Origin of the sequence: Microbacterium sp. PRC9, assembly GCF_031844125.1 — a bacterium.
Taxonomy (GTDB): domain Bacteria; phylum Actinomycetota; class Actinomycetes; order Actinomycetales; family Microbacteriaceae; genus Microbacterium.
The window spans coordinates 213,741-228,170 of sequence record NZ_JAUZUR010000007.1 but is presented as its reverse complement, the minus strand read 5'-3'; the positions used below and the strand labels follow the sequence as shown (position 1 = coordinate 228,170).

Genomic DNA, 14,430 nt, shown 5'->3' with positions numbered 1-14,430 from the left:
CCGAACATCGCCCTCTCACGCGATCCAGGGGATGACGGCGCGACCGCAGCGGTATAGCTTCGGCACCGAAGGGACCGATCGGGGCGCGGTGGACTGGGCATCGCAGGCCCCGAGGCGCGCCCGCGCGACAGGCCCGCAAGCGACGGAGGATGCATGTACCAGGACGAAGCGCTCCAGCCCACCTTCACACGCGCCGGGGAGGCGACGACCGCGAGGTACAACGTCATCCCTGAGGGCGAGATGCTGCCCGAGACGGCGTACCGCGTGATCCGCGACCAGACGATGCTGGACGGCAACGCCCGGCTGAACCTCGCCACCTTCGTCGGCACATGGATGGACGACTACGCCAACAAGCTCGCCGTCGACTCCGCCGACAAGAACATGATCGACAAGGACGAGTACCCGGCCACGGCCGCCATCGAGGAGTGCTGCTGGCGCATCCTCGGCGACCTGTGGAACGTCCCCGACAACGACGACGTGATCGGCACGTCGACGATCGGCTCGTCCGAGGCGTGCATGCTCGGCGGCCTCGCGCTCAAGCGCCGCTGGCAGCACGCACGCCGCGCGGCGGGGAAGTCCACCGAGAAGCCGAACCTCATCATGAGCTCGGCGGTCCAGGTGTGCTGGGAGAAGTTCTGCAACTACTTCGACGTCGAGATGCGGCTGGTGCCCGTGACCGCGGAGCACCCGCTGATGGACGGCACCGGGCTCGAGGACTACGTCGACGAGAACACGATCGGCGTCGTCGCGATCGTGGGCGTCACCTACACGGGCGCGTACGAGCCGGTGAAGGCCATCGCCGCGAAGCTCGACGAGATCCAGGAGAAGACGGGGCTCGACATCCCGATGCACGTCGACGGCGCGTCGGGTGCCATGATCGCGCCGTTCCTGCAGCCCGACCTCGAGTGGGACTTCCGCGTGGAGCGCGTGCAGTCCATCAACACGTCGGGGCACAAGTACGGGCTCGTGTACCCGGGCGTCGGCTGGGTGGTGTGGCGCAACGCCGCGGCGCTGCCCGACGACCTCGTCTTCAAGGTGAGCTACCTGGGTGGCTCGATGCCGACGTTCGCGCTCAACTTCTCCCGGCCCGGCACGCAGGTGCTGCTGCAGTACTTCCGGTTCCTGCGGCTCGGTCGCGCCGGCTACACCGCGATCCAGCAGGCCTCGCAGAACGTCGCCGTGTACCTCTCGTCGGCGATCGCCGAGCTCGACGCGTTCGAGCTGCTCAGCGACGGCACCGACATCCCCGTGTTCGCGTGGCGGCTCAAGGAGGGCCACACCGACAAGTGGACGCTGTACCACCTGTCCGAGCGACTGCGGATCAAGGGATGGCTCGTCCCCGCGTATCCGCTGTCGGGCGAGCTGTCGGATCAGACCGTGATGCGCATCGTGTGCCGCAACGGGCTCAGTCGCGACCTCGCCGAGGACCTCATGAGGGACATCAAGAACGAGACCGAGTTCCTCGACTCGCTCGACAGCCCCATGCCCCACCCCGGCATCGGCCCCAGCTTCCACCATTGAGCGCGCGACGACCGCTGGACCCGGCCGCGCGGCGGATCCGGCGACTCCGGCGGGAGTCCTGGGGCTTCGCGGTCGGGTCGGCGCTGTTCTTCATCGGCGTCGTCCCGGCCTACGCCGCGTGGGCGGGTCCGGTCGGCGCGAACGTCACGTTCTTCGCCGGATCGATCTTCTTCACCACGGCGGGTCTCATCCAGCTGCTGCTGAGCGGGCGCCGCACGCCGGACGCGCGCATGAACCGGGCCGACCGCTTCGACTGGTGGGCCGCCGCCATCCAGTTCGCCGGCACGCTCCTGTTCAACGTGTCGACCGCCGCCGCCCTCATCGCTGCGATCGCGGATCCGGACTACGTCGGGGCCGGATGGCGGCCCGACGCATGGGGTTCCGCGGCCTTCCTCGTCTCCAGCGTCCTGGCGGTCGCGGCGACGAAGGACCGGGGGACGCTGTGGGATCGCGACGCGCGGACGTGGCACGGCACCGGCCTCAACCTGCTGGGTTCGATCGCCTTCGGGGTGTCGGCGGTCGCGGCGTTCGTGGTGCCGTCGACCGGCGAGCTGTTGAGCCCGCTGTGGGCGAACCTCGGCACGGGCGTCGGCGCGCTCTGCTTCTTCGCGGCCGCGCTGCTGGCCCGGCGCACGATCGGCGAGGCGGACTGAAGAGACGGAACGGATGCCTCAGCCGGCGTGCACGCGAGCAGGCACGTCGCCGGGACCGCCGATGAGCACGTAGTCCGTGTGCTTGGCGACGAGTCCGTCGCCGGCCGTGCGTCCGTGGAGGCGTCGCCACACCCACGGCAGGGCGTCGCGGCGCAGCCACGTGCCCGGAAGCACCGGGTCGTCGTCGGCGTGCAGACTCGCGTCGAGCTCGCCGAGGGCCTCGGCGTCGGGCACCCCGAGCGCCTCGGCCGCACGGTACGCGAGGTACCGGTGGCCGCGCGGGCGAAGGTGCACCTTGTCGTCGGCCCAGAGGTCGAGGTCGCCGATGGCGGGGAGCCCGCGCGCGTCGAGGAACGCGTCGGTGTCGAGCAGCACCGCGCCGGTGGATGCGGCGATCCGGCGCAGTTCGGACGAGAACACCGCGAACCGGCGGCCGAACAGCCGCGCAGGGCGCCGACGCGGGAGGAAGGGCGTCACGAGGAGCACGTCGATGCCGGCTGCGCGCAGCTCCCTCACGGACTTCTCGAGGTCGCGCGCGACGGCGATCGGATCGACGCGGCGCCCGACGAGGTCGTTGGCCCCGATGAGGATCGAGACCAGCTGCGGCCTGAGTGCCAGCGCCTGCGGCACCTGCTCGCTGACGACGTGCCGTACCCGACGGCTGCGCACCGCGAGGTTGGCGTAGCGGAACGGCTCGCCGGAGCCGCCGGCGTGCGCGAGCAGCTGTGCGAGCCGGTCCGCCCACCCGCGGTACCGCCCGGTCGGCATCCGCGAGGCGTCGCAGAGCCCCTCGGTGATCGAGTCGCCGAGCGCGACGAACCGCGACCACGAGCGCGGCGGAGCTGGCGTCGGAACCGCCGGCCGGGTCGCCGCGCGCTGAGGCTGCGCGTCGTCGATGGGCCGCAGCATCCGTGCCTCGTCGTAATGCTCCACCAGGCGGTTGCAGACGGCGTGCCACGTGCGCTCGCTCACCGACTCGCGGGCAGCCGCAGCGAACGCGCGGCGCTTGCCGTCGTCGCCGACGAGATCGGCGACCCGCGCGCGCAGGTCGACCAGGTCTCCGGGCCGGTACAGCCAGCCGTCGACCGACGATCGCACCAGGTCGACGGGACCGCCGACACCGGTCGCGACGACCGGCACGCCGCTGGCGAGCGCCTCCTGGATCGTCTGCCCGAACGTTTCGCTCTCGCCGGGGTGCACGAACACGTCGAAGCTCGCGAGCGCCTCGGCGAGCGCAGCTCCGGCGAGGTGCCCGGTGAAGACGGCGTCGGGCAGCGCACGCTCGAGCGCCGGTCGTGAGGGTCCGTCGCCGACGATCACGAGGCGCGTCCCCGGGAGCCCGGCGAGCGCCGCGAGATCCTCGACCTGCTTCTCGGGGGCGAGGCGGCCGACGTAGCCGACGATCGCCTGACCCCGCGCCACCTGCGCACGCCAGCCGTCGCTGCGCCGCTCGGGACCGAAGCGCAGGGCGTCGACGCCGCGCCCCCAGCGACGCAGGCGGTCGACGCCGAGGCCCTCCAGCTGCTGCAGCGACGCCGTCGACGGCGCGAGGGTGAGCGTCGCCCGTCGGTGCAGCCGCCCGATGTGGCGTCCGACGAGCGCGGCGGCCTGCGGCATCCCGTACTTCTCCGCGTACGCGACCACGTCGGTCTGGTACACGGCGACGGAGGGCACGCGCAGCGCGTCGGCGGCCGCGAGACCCTGCCAGCCGAGGACGAACGGCGACGCCAGATGCACGACATCCGGCCGGAACTCGCGGAGGATCGCCGTCAGCCGGGCGGCGCGCGCGAACACCACGCGCACCTCGGGATACGACGGCAGGGGCGCCGAGCGCAGCAGCTCGGTGCGGGCGCCGTGGAGATCGGTGGTGATCTCCCCGGCACGCGGTGCGATGACGAGGGTCTCGTGTCCTTCGGCGGCCAGATGCCGGAGAACCTGGAGCACCGACCCCGTCACCCCGTTCATATGGGGCAGGAACGATTCGGCGAGCAGTGCGACTCTCACGCCTCCAGGGTGACGGGACGAAGGAGGACGGATGCCGCGAACCGGCGTCCGTGCGCAAGAGTTCACCGGATGCACCGCGGCGGGTCACCGGACGTGCCCCGTTCCGTCGCCGTTCACCGCGGGCGGCTACCAAGAAGACATGGTCGAGGACCTGCTCACCAGCATCGCGTCGAGCGCGTGGGCGTTGCCGTTGCTGTTCGTGCTCGTGCTGGGCGACGCGTTCCTGGTGGTGATACCGGGCGAGGCGGCCGTCACCGCGCTGGGGGCGCTGGCGGTGTCTCAGGGCGAGCCGGCCCTGGCCGCGATCGTGCTCGTGGCAGCCGCGGCCGCATTGACCGGCGACGTCGCGTGCTATCTCGTGGGCCGCACGATCGGCCTCGAGCGCTGGCGCTGGATGCGCGCACCCCGCACGCAGGCCGCGTTCGCATGGGCCCGGCTGCGGCTCGAGCGCCGTGCGGCGCTCGTGCTCTTCACCGCCCGGTTCATCCCGTTCGCACGACTCGCGGTCAACCTGACGGCGGGAGCCACCCGGCTTCCGGCGCCGCGCTACCTCGCGGTGGCGGGCCTCGCCGCGCTCGCGTGGGCGATCTACCAGGCTCTGATCGGGGCGCTCGTCGCGACGCTGGTGCCCGGCGGCCCGGTCGTCGCGGTCGTGGTCTCGGTGGTCTTCGCGGTCGGCCTCGGGCTGGCCATCGACGCGGTGCTCGCGCGCCGGCTGCGAGCCCGGCGGGCGACGGGCGATGAGTGACGCGTGGCAACGCGCGGTGTCGCCCGCGCAGACCAGGATGGAGTCGTGGCAGACGTGATCTCGGACGCGTACGACGACGGCTTCCTCGGCATCCCGCTCCCCCTCCCGCATCCGGCGGACGGGCGCGCGGTGCGCGAGCTGACCTACCCCCGGTTCACGGTGCTCCTCGATCCGCAGCGCCGGCTCGCGGTCGTCACCGGCGTGAACATCGACGGGGCGACGCTGCAGGACCTCCCGCGCACCGGCGACTGGGAGCTCGACGCGCGCGTTCCCGCGACCGAGCAGGCCGGGCCCGCCGTCTACGCCTCCAACGACCTCGATCGGGGGCACCTGGTGCGCCGGCGGGATCCGGGCTGGGGCTCGGCCGCCGAGGCGCGGCGCGCGACCGAGGCGACGTTCACGTATCCGAATGCGGCGCCGCAGGCGAGCGGGTTCAACCAGTCCAAAGAGCTGTGGCTCGGCCTCGAGGACCACGTGCTCGAGTTCGCCGAGACGACCGACGAACGCCTCAGCGTCTTCACCGCACCGGTGCTGCACGACGACGATCCGCCATACCGCGGCATCCGTGTTCCGCGACGATTCTTCAAGGTCGCCGCGTGGGCGACACCGCACGACGACGGAGAGCCGCGGCTTGCGGCGGCAGGCTTCGTGCTCGACCAGTCGCAGCTGATCGACCTGAGCGAGGGCGTGCTCGGGGTGCCGGTGCTGGGCGCGTTCCGCACGTTCCAGGTGCCGATCGGCGACATCGAGGAGCTCGCGGGCGTCGATCTCGGCCCGCTCGTGGAGGCCGATGTGCTCCCCCGCACGACAGTGCGCGGAGAGGACGCGTGGCGTCCCCTCCGCGCCCCGGAGGATGTCGTTCTCGGCTGAGGGCTACTCCCCCGCGAGACCGCCGAGCAGATGGCCGAACGAACGGCCCTCACCGAGGTAGTTGGCGGGGTCGAACGGATCGGCATCGGTGGCCGGCTCACGGCGCGCGATCGCCTCGGCGAGCTCCCGGGCGCCGCGGTCGATCCGCTCGCCCAGCGAGGCGATGTTGTCGGCCGACGCACCCCAGTCGCTGGATGCGGCGAACACTCCGGTCGAGACGGGCTCGGCGTGCAGGTACGTGAACAGCGGCCGGATCGCATAGTCGATCGCGAGCGAGTGGCGCGCGGTGCCGGCGTTCGCGCCGATCAGCACGGGCTTGCCGGTGAGGGCGTCGGGGTCGAGCACGTCGATGAACGACTTGAAGAGTCCCGAGTAGCTCGTCGAGAAGATCGGCGTGACCGCGATGACCGCGTCGGCCGACACGACCGCGTTGATCACCGATTCGAGCGCCGCAGGCGCGAACCCCGTGAGGAGGTTGTTCGTGATGTCGTGCGCGTAGTCGCGCAGCTCGAACACGTCGACCTCGACCTCGATGCCGCGCTCGGAGAGCTGCTTCGCGGTGGCTGCCGCGAGCCGGTCGGCCAGCATGCGGGTCGACGACGGGTTCGACAGTCCCGCCGAGATCACTGCGATGCGGCGTGCGGAGCTGGTCATGTCACGCCTCCTTCCGGCCGAGACCGAACGCCGCGCCCGCGGGGGCGGGGGTGTCGGCGTAGGGGCTCGCGCCCACGAGGTTGTCGCCGCGGTTCGCGCCGGGGACAGCCTGGCGCGGCGCCTCGTCGCCGTACTTCGCGGTCACGAGGTTCGCGTGCGTCGGGGCATCCGGAACGTCCGCCGGCCGGTTCTTCTGCAGCTCCTTGCGCAGCACCGGAACCACCTCGCCGCCCAGGATGTCGAGCTGCTCGAGCACGGTCTTGAGGGGCAGACCGGCGTGGTCCATGAGGAAGAGCTGGCGCTGGTAGTCGCCGTACGTCTCCCGCATCGCGGCGTATCGGTCGATCACCTGCTGGGGCGATCCCACCGTGAGCGGCGTCATCTCGCTGAAGTCCTCGAGCGACGGGCCGTGGCCGTAGACCGGCGCATTGTCGAAGTACGGGCGGAACTGCTTCACCGCGTCCTGGGAGTTCGCGGCCATGAAGACCTGCCCACCGAGGCCGACGATCGCCTGCTCGGGCGTGCCGTGACCGTAGTGCGCGAAGCGCTGGCGGTAGAGCTGGATCAGGCGCTGGTAGTGCTCCTTGGGCCAGAAGATGTTGTTCGCGAAGAAGCCGTCACCGTAGTACGCGGCCTGCTCGGCGATCTCGGGGGTGCGGATCGAGCCGTGCCACACGAAGGGCGCGACGCCGTCGAGGGGACGCGGGGTCGAGGTGAACCCCTGCAGCGGCGTGCGGAACTGGCCCTCCCAGTCGACGACGTCCTCGCGCCAGAGGCGGTGCAGCAGGTTGTAGTTCTCGATCGCGAGGGGCAGGCCCTGGCGGATGTCCTTGCCGAACCACGGGTACACCGGGCCGGTGTTGCCGCGCCCGATCATGAGGTCGGCGCGGCCGTCCGACACGTGCTGCAGCATCGCGTAGTCCTCGGCGATCTTCACCGGGTCGTTCGTGGTGATGAGCGTCGTGGCGGTCGAGAGGATGAGGCGCTCGGTCTGCGCCGCGATGTACGCGAGCGTCGTGGTCGGCGACGACGACCAGAACGGCGGGTTGTGGTGCTCGCCGAGCGCGAAGACGTCCAGGCCCACCTCCTCGGCGTGCTGGGCGATCTTCAGGGTCGCCTTGATCCGCTCCGCCTCACTGGGCGTGGTGCCGTCGGTCGGGTCCTGGGTGATGTCGGACACCGTGAAGATGCCGAACTGCATACCCGACCACGTGGTGCTCTCGCTCACGATCGCTTCTCCGCTCTTTCGCCGTGCGGGTTCTCCGTCGTGCGAATCCATGCAAATGAATGTATCTCGTGCAACGTGTGCGCACCAAGAATATTCCGGACCGTTTCGGAACGGGCGCCGTGGGCCCTCGAGCGCGGGAGTGTGTCAGTCGAACTGCAGGCTGTCGACCGCGGCCTGGATCGCGACGGCTGCGGCACCCCGGGCCCAGGCGGTGAATCCGGAGTCGTCGACGAACAGCTGCACGGGCTGCGCTCGCGGGTCCCGACCCGCCGAGATCGCGGCGCGGATCCGATCCTCGACGATCGGGAACAGCCCGATGCCGTCGCCCGCCAGCACCGCCGCGCTCTGGAATGTCAGGTTGGCCGCCAGCGCGATGAACCTGCCCAGCGCATCGGCCGCGGCATCGACCACCGCGGCGGCGGCCGGCTCACCGGCGATCGCCAGCGCGAGGACCTCGTCATAGGTGACCGTGCGCTGCAGTGCCGCCGACACCTGCGCGGCGATCGAACCCGATGTCAGCATCGCCTGCGAGCATCCGCGGTGCCCCTCCTGGCAGAGCGGGCCGGTGTCGCTCAGCGGGATATGCCCCCCGAGGCCGAGACCCGCCTCCGCCGAGTGGACCACCTCGCCGTGGACGACGAGCCCGTAGCCGACGCCCACTCCGATCGTCAGGACGACGAAACCCGGGATGCCTCGGCCGAGGCCGAACCAGCGCTCAGCCTCGGTCAGCGCGACAAGATCGTTCTCCAGCGTCACGGGGACGCCGACTTCACGCTCGAGGATCGACGCGAAGTCCACCCCCTCCCACCCGAGGAACGGGGCATAACGCACCACGCCGTCGGCGACCGCACCGCCGAGGGCGGCACCGACACCGACGAGGGAGTCGTCCGTCATGGCGCGGAGCGCTCCGGCGATCACTGCCGCGACGCCTTCGGGTTCATGCGTGCCGAGCGGGACCGCCCGCTGAGCGACGAGACCGGCACGGACGTCCGTGACCACCGCATGGACGGCGTCGCCGGTGATCTTGACGCCCGCGAAGACTCCGAGGCCGGGTGCGACGTCGAGCGGTCGCACCGGGCGCCCCACCGTGCCGTCGGCCAGATCGTCGAGCTCGACGAGGTAGCCACGATCGAGGAACGGCTTTGCCAGCCGTGTGAGGCTCGCCGGCGACAGGCCGAGCCGGTTGGTGAGCGCGCTGCGAGCGATCGGGCCATGGATGAGCACGGCCCGCGCGAGGGCGCGCTCGCTGTCCGTCAGCATCGTCGGCGATCTCCCCCCACATCCCTAATGGTTTCATTCTGGCACGAATACCCCTTCAAGCGCCGATGGCGCGACCGTTTCGCTCCCTCTTGTGGGACTCATTACTTCCGTGGTAAAACTAACTTCATGCACAGCACCGACCGGTTGCTCGACGCCGAGCGCACCTCTCCGTCCGCCGAGCCTCGCGTGCTCCACCTCAGCCGCGGAGGAACGAGCGTCGTCGTCGACCTCGACGCGACGCCCGGACCGGCGATCGTGCACTGGGGCGAGGCGCTCACGGGCTCCACTCCTGACACGCTGCGCTCACTCGCGGTGGCCGCGCGCGGCCAGCGCGTGTCCGGCGGCCTCGACACGACGCCTGCCCTCACACTCGTGCCCACCGGCGCCGAAGGATGGTTCGCCGCCCCGGGACTCGAGGGGCACCGCGAGGGTGCGGGTGTCAGCATCCGTCTCTCTCTCGCCGACGTGCAGGCCGGCGAGCATCGCGCGAGCCTGGCCCTCGTCGACGCCGAGGCGGGTCTCGCCGTGCGCGTCGAGGTGCGCATCGGGCCGAGCGGCCTGCTCCACCAGCGGGTGACGGTGCGCAACGCCGGCGCGACGCCGTACACACTGCAGGCCGCGCACCCCACCTTCCCCCTCCCCTGGGATGCCACCGAGGTGCTCGACACCACGGGACACCACCTCCGCGAGCGGTCGCCGCAGCGGCGCGACCTCGGCATCGGCGTCCATGTCCGTGAGAGCCGTCGCGGCCGGACCGGGGCCGACTCCACGATCCTCCTCGCGGCCGGCCGGCCGGGGTTCGGCTTCGAGAGAGGCCGGGTCCACGGCATCCACGTGGCCTGGAGCGGCAACCACCGCGTTCTCGCCGAGCGCACGACCACCGGAGACGCCTTCCTCGCGGGCGGCGAACTGCTGCTGCCCGGCGAGGTGGTGCTGGCGGCCGGTGCGGCGTACAGCTCCCCCTGGGTGATCGGCTCGTGGGGCGACGGGCTGACCGCGCTGTCCGCGCGCTTCCACGACGAGTGGCGCGCCCGGCCGCAGCATCCGCGTCGGCCCCGGCCGGTCACGCTGAACACCTGGGAGGCGGTCTACTTCGACCACTCGCTCGATCGGCTCACCGCACTCGCCGACGCCGCAGCATCCGTCGGCGTCGAGCGGTTCGTCCTCGACGACGGCTGGTTCGAGGGCCGCCGCGATGACACCGCGGGGCTCGGCGACTGGACGGTCGACACCGCCGTCTGGCCCCGGGGCCTTCACCCCCTCGTCGACCACGTGCGAGGGCTCGGGATGGAGTTCGGCCTCTGGGTCGAACCCGAGATGGTCAACCCTGACAGCGACCTTGCGCGGCAGCACCCGGACTGGCTCCTGCGGGGACGGATGTCGCTGCCGCCGTCCGCTCGCCAGCAGCAGGTGGTGGACCTCTCGCAGCCGGAGGCGTACGCCCACATCGCCGGGCGTCTGCATGCCCTGCTCGACGAGTACCCGATCGCCTACCTCAAGTGGGATCACAACCGCGATCTCGTCGACGCCGCGAGCGGACCCGCGGGGGGCGCCCGCGTGCACGAGCACACGCTCGCGGTCTACCGGCTGATCGACGAGCTCAAGGCAGCCCATCCCGGGCTCGAGATCGAGAGCTGCGCGTCCGGCGGCGCACGTGTGGATCTCGGCATCCTGGATCGCACCGATCGCGTGTGGACCAGCGACAGCCTCGATCCGCTCGAGCGGCTCGACAACCAGAAGCACACCGGCATCGTGGTGCCCCCCGAGATGCTCGGCATGCACCTGACGAGTCCCGTCGTCCATTCGTCGGGGCGGACCGTCTCGCTCGGTCTGAGCGGCGCCGTCGCGCTGCTCGGCCATTTCGGCATCGAATGGGATCTGACCAGCCTCGACGACACCCGTCGTGCCGAGATCGCGGAGTGGGTCGCCCTCGCCAAGCGCCTGCGCCCCCTCGTCGCGTCGGGTCGCGTCATCCACGTCGACGGCACCGACCCGGGAATCGACGTGCGCGGGGTGGTGGGAGCGGATGCCGCATCCGCCGTCTTCACGATCGTCCAGACCGCGACCAGCGCCGCGTATCCGCCCGGTCGCGTCCGCATGCCCGGACTCGATCCCGCCCGTGCCTACCGGCTCCGCGTCCTGATGCGGGACGACGACGCCGGGCAGTCGGCCCTCGAATGGGCCGAGTCCGACATCGTGCTGACCGGCCGGCAACTGGCCGAAGTGGGCGTGCGCCCACCCGTGCAGCGCCCGCAGCAGGCGATGGTCGTCGAGCTCACCGCCGAGAACTGAACACTCCCCACCCCCACGCGCAAGGAGGCGCACGATGAGAACCATTCACCGACGATGGATCCGGCCGCTCGCGGTCGCCGTCATCGCCGCGACCGCCGTCGCCGTCGGCGGCTGCGCCCAGAACCCCGCCGACGGCGTGACGACCCTGAACTTCTTCCAGTTCAAGGGCGAGGCGCTCGAGGACTTCAACGAGATCATCGCGGGCTTCGAGGCGGAGAACCCCGACATCAAGGTGGTGCAGAACCAGGTCGCGGACGCCGACACCGCCATCCGCACGCTGTTGGTGAAGGATCGCATCCCCGATGTCATCACCCTCAACGCGAACGGCAACTTCGGCCGGCTCGCACAGGCCGGCGTGTTCTACGACTTCTCGAACGAGCCGGTGCTCGAGACCATCAACCCCGCCGTGCAGGACATCCTCGCCGACCTCGGCTCCTACGGCGACGAGGTGAACGGTCTCGGCTACGTCAACAACGCCAACGGCGTCATCTACAACCAGGACATCTTCGAGGAACAGGGCCTCGAGGTCCCCCAGACCTGGGACGAGTTCATCGCGGTCTGCGACGCGCTGGTCGACGCCGGCATCCAGCCCTTCTACGGCACGCTCGCGGACTCGTGGACCGGCATCCCGTCGTGGAACGCCCTCGGCGCCTACCCCGCCCAGAACGGCTTCTTCGACAAGATGCGCGAGGAGGGCGAGAACGTCGGCCCTGACTCCGAGGTGTCCTTCGAGAAGGACTTCGCCGAAGCGATGGACCGCCAGTACCAGCTGTACTCGTACATGCAGGAGGGCTACCGCGGCAAGACGTACGACGACGGCAATGCCGCGTTCGCGCGCGGCGAGTCGGCCATGCTGCTGCAGGGCATCTGGGCGACGAACCCGATCAAGCAGGTGAACCCCGACATCCGGATGGGGATCTTCCCCTACCCCACCGACGAGCCCGGTGAGAGCCTCCTCGTCTCGGGCGTCGACGTCGTCTTCACCCTCGGCAAGGACAGCCCCAAGCACGACGCCGCGATGCGGTTCCTCGACTACGTGTTCCAGCCCGAGGTGATCGAGAAGTTCGCCGCGTCCCAGAACATGGTCCCGTCGGTCGAGGGCGCCGAGCTCAGCGACGATCCCGCGCTGCAGTCCGTGCGGCCGTACTTCGAAGACCGGCGCATCACGGGCTTCATCGACCACCAGATCCCGCCTGCGCTCCCCCTCATCCCCACCGATCAGCAGTTCCTCTTCGACGGGGACGCCGAGAAGGCGCTGAAGACCCTCGACCGCGAGTGGGCCAAGGTGGCCGCCCGCACGATTCCCGTGACGGGAGAATGACATGACCACTCTCACCGAAGCCGTACGGTCCACACCCGCGGGCGCCGCCCGCAAGCGGGCGACCCGCACGCGCAGCGACTCCGCACGCGCCCTGCCTGCCTACTACTGGATGGTGTGGCCCGCGGTCATCGCGTTCGCCGCGTTCCACACCCTGCCGGTCGTGGTGGGCATCTTCTTCAGCTTCACGAACTACGCCGGCTACGGCGCCTGGAACTTCGTGGGCCTGTCGAACTACCTCAACCTGTTCAAAGACGATCGCGTGCTGCAGGCCTATGGGTTCTCGTTCCTGTTCGCCATCGTCGCCACGATCCTGACGAACGTGTTCTCGCTGGCGATCGCCCTCGGACTGAACGCGAAGATCAAGGCGCGCAACTTCTGGCGCGGCGTGTACTTCGTCCCCTACATCCTGGCGATCCTCGTCATCGGCTACGTCTTCCAGTTCTTCTTCTCGAACTCGCTGCCGAAGATCCTCTCGGGCATCCCGCTGTTCCGCGACAACATACTCACCAGCGAGACGTGGGCGTGGACCGCGATCGTCGCACTCGCCGTCTGGCAGGCCTGCGCCTTCGCGATCATCATCTACCTGTCGGGGCTGCAGACGATTCCGGCGGAGCTCTACGAAGCGTCGTCGCTCGACGGCGCCAGCCCGTGGCGGCAGTTCCGGTCGATCACATTCCCCCTCATCGGCGCCTTCTTCACCATCAACGTGGTGCTGAGCCTCAAGGGGTTCCTCCAGGTCTTCGACCCGATCGTCGCCCTCACCAACGGCGGCCCGGGCACGTCGACCGAATCGGTGACGCTGCTCATCTTCCGGGGCGGCTTCTCGGGCGGCGAGTTCGCCTACCAGACGGCCAACGCGGTGATCTTCTTCATCGTGATCACCGTCGTCTCGCTCTTGCAGTTCCGGGTCCTTCAGCGCAGAGAGGCCGACTTCTGATGACCACCATGACCAACACCGCGTCCCAGCTCGAGCAGGAGGTCGACGCCATCACGGCGAACGGCCGCCGCAAGCGTCGCAGGGAGCCTGACGACGACACGCGCAAGACCAACTGGTGGGCGACGGCGCTCATCGCGGTGTGCTCGCTCACCGTGCTGATCCCGTTGTACCTGGCGGTCGTCGTCGCTCTCAAGACGCCGGATCAGCTGACCGAGGGCACCGGGTTCGAACTGCCGAACCCGATCCGGTGGGAGAACTTCGCCGACGCCTGGGTGCGGACGAGCTTTCCGCAGGCGCTGCTGAACACGGCGATCATCACCGTCGGCTCCGTGGCGTTCACACTGCTGACGAGCTCGATCGTGGCGTACGCGCTGGCACGCAACATCCACCGCCCGTTCTTCAAGGGCGTGTTCTTCTATCTGCTGGCGGCGCTGTTCATACCGTTCCCGATCATCATGCTGCCGCTCGTCAAGCAGACGTCCATCCTGGGACTCGACAACCAGGCCGGCATGATCATCCTGTACACGATCTACGGGCTGTCGCTGAACATCTTCATCTACACGGCATACATCCGCTCGATTCCGATCGAGCTCGAAGAGGCAGCGCGCGTCGACGGCGCCTCGACGTGGCGGGTGTTCTGGCAGGTGATCTTCCCGCTGCTCATGCCCATGAACGCGACGGTCGGCATCCTCACGTGCGTGTGGGCGTGGAACGACTTCATCATGCCGCTCGTCGTGCTCACCGAGCCCTCGGCACGGACGCTGTCGCTCGCGCAGTACGTCTTCCAGGGTCAGTTCAACACCGACTACACCGTGGCGTTCGCGTCCTACCTGATGGCGATGGCGCCGCTGCTCATCGTCTACATCTTCAGCCAGCGCTGGGTGATCTCGGGCGTCACGCGGGGCTCGATCAAGTGAGATGAGGGGTGGATGCCGCGGCCCG

At 70.0% G+C, this 14,430-nt stretch carries 12 protein-coding genes; 8 read left to right on the top strand and 4 right to left on the bottom strand.

Annotated features, from left to right (window positions below):
- The first annotated feature begins 153 nt into the window (after positions 1 to 153).
- Positions 154 to 1,521: a glutamate decarboxylase gene (locus Q9R33_RS16910; RefSeq protein WP_310248200.1), complete on the top strand. Its 1,368-nt coding sequence runs from the start codon at positions 154 to 156 to the stop codon at positions 1,519 to 1,521.
- Positions 1,518 to 2,174, top strand: coding sequence for a YrhK family protein (locus Q9R33_RS16905; protein ID WP_310248202.1), 657 nt, complete (start codon positions 1,518 to 1,520; stop codon positions 2,172 to 2,174). The genes Q9R33_RS16910 and Q9R33_RS16905 overlap by 4 nt, the downstream gene beginning before the upstream one ends.
- An 18-nt stretch (positions 2,175 to 2,192) precedes the next feature.
- Here the strand turns inward: Q9R33_RS16905 and Q9R33_RS16900 are convergent, their stop codons facing one another.
- Positions 2,193 to 4,178, bottom strand: a complete 1,986-nt coding sequence (locus Q9R33_RS16900; RefSeq protein ID WP_311294474.1) for a GDSL-type esterase/lipase family protein — start codon at positions 4,176 to 4,178, stop codon at positions 2,193 to 2,195.
- A gap of 31 nt (positions 4,179 to 4,209) precedes the next feature.
- Between Q9R33_RS16900 and Q9R33_RS16895 the strand changes: the two genes are divergently transcribed.
- Positions 4,210 to 4,926, top strand: coding sequence for a VTT domain-containing protein (locus tag Q9R33_RS16895; protein WP_311294473.1), 717 nt, complete (start codon positions 4,210 to 4,212; stop codon positions 4,924 to 4,926).
- A 45-nt stretch (positions 4,927 to 4,971) separates the two neighbouring features.
- Entirely contained in the window at positions 4,972 to 5,796 is an 825-nt protein-coding gene (locus Q9R33_RS16890) for a DNA/RNA non-specific endonuclease (RefSeq protein ID WP_056370130.1), read from the top strand.
- 3 nt (positions 5,797 to 5,799) lie between these two features.
- On the opposite strand, the gene Q9R33_RS16885 is transcribed toward Q9R33_RS16890, so the two are convergent.
- The 3 genes from Q9R33_RS16885 to Q9R33_RS16875 form a co-directional block, all read right to left on the bottom strand.
- A complete protein-coding gene (locus Q9R33_RS16885; RefSeq protein WP_311294472.1) occupies positions 5,800 to 6,450 on the bottom strand; it encodes an FMN reductase in 651 nt (216 codons plus the stop codon).
- 1 nt (position 6,451) lies between these two features.
- The gene (locus tag Q9R33_RS16880) at positions 6,452 to 7,651 is read right to left on the bottom strand and encodes an LLM class flavin-dependent oxidoreductase (protein ID WP_157549776.1); all 1,200 of its coding nucleotides are present in this window, start codon (positions 7,649 to 7,651) and stop codon (positions 6,452 to 6,454) included.
- Positions 7,652 to 7,822: 171 nt separating this feature from the next.
- Positions 7,823 to 8,938, bottom strand: coding sequence for an ROK family transcriptional regulator (locus Q9R33_RS16875; RefSeq protein ID WP_311294471.1), 1,116 nt, complete (start codon positions 8,936 to 8,938; stop codon positions 7,823 to 7,825).
- A 126-nt stretch (positions 8,939 to 9,064) separates the two neighbouring features.
- Between Q9R33_RS16875 and Q9R33_RS16870 the strand changes: the two genes are divergently transcribed.
- The 4 genes from Q9R33_RS16870 to Q9R33_RS16855 are packed head-to-tail and all read left to right on the top strand — an operon-like array spanning position 9,065 to position 14,405.
- A complete protein-coding gene (locus tag Q9R33_RS16870; RefSeq protein WP_311294470.1) occupies positions 9,065 to 11,230 on the top strand; it encodes an alpha-galactosidase in 2,166 nt (721 codons plus the stop codon).
- 34 nt (positions 11,231 to 11,264) lie between these two features.
- Positions 11,265 to 12,551: an extracellular solute-binding protein gene (locus tag Q9R33_RS16865; RefSeq protein ID WP_310248221.1), complete on the top strand. Its 1,287-nt coding sequence runs from the start codon at positions 11,265 to 11,267 to the stop codon at positions 12,549 to 12,551.
- A 1-nt stretch (position 12,552) separates the two neighbouring features.
- A complete protein-coding gene (locus tag Q9R33_RS16860) occupies positions 12,553 to 13,488 on the top strand; it encodes a sugar ABC transporter permease (protein WP_310248224.1) in 936 nt (311 codons plus the stop codon).
- Positions 13,488 to 14,405 (top strand): carbohydrate ABC transporter permease, encoded by a 918-nt coding sequence (locus tag Q9R33_RS16855; RefSeq protein WP_311294469.1) that lies wholly within the window; start codon positions 13,488 to 13,490, stop codon positions 14,403 to 14,405. Before Q9R33_RS16860 ends, Q9R33_RS16855 begins: the two co-directional genes overlap by 1 nt.
- The last annotated feature ends 25 nt before the right edge of the window (positions 14,406 to 14,430 follow it).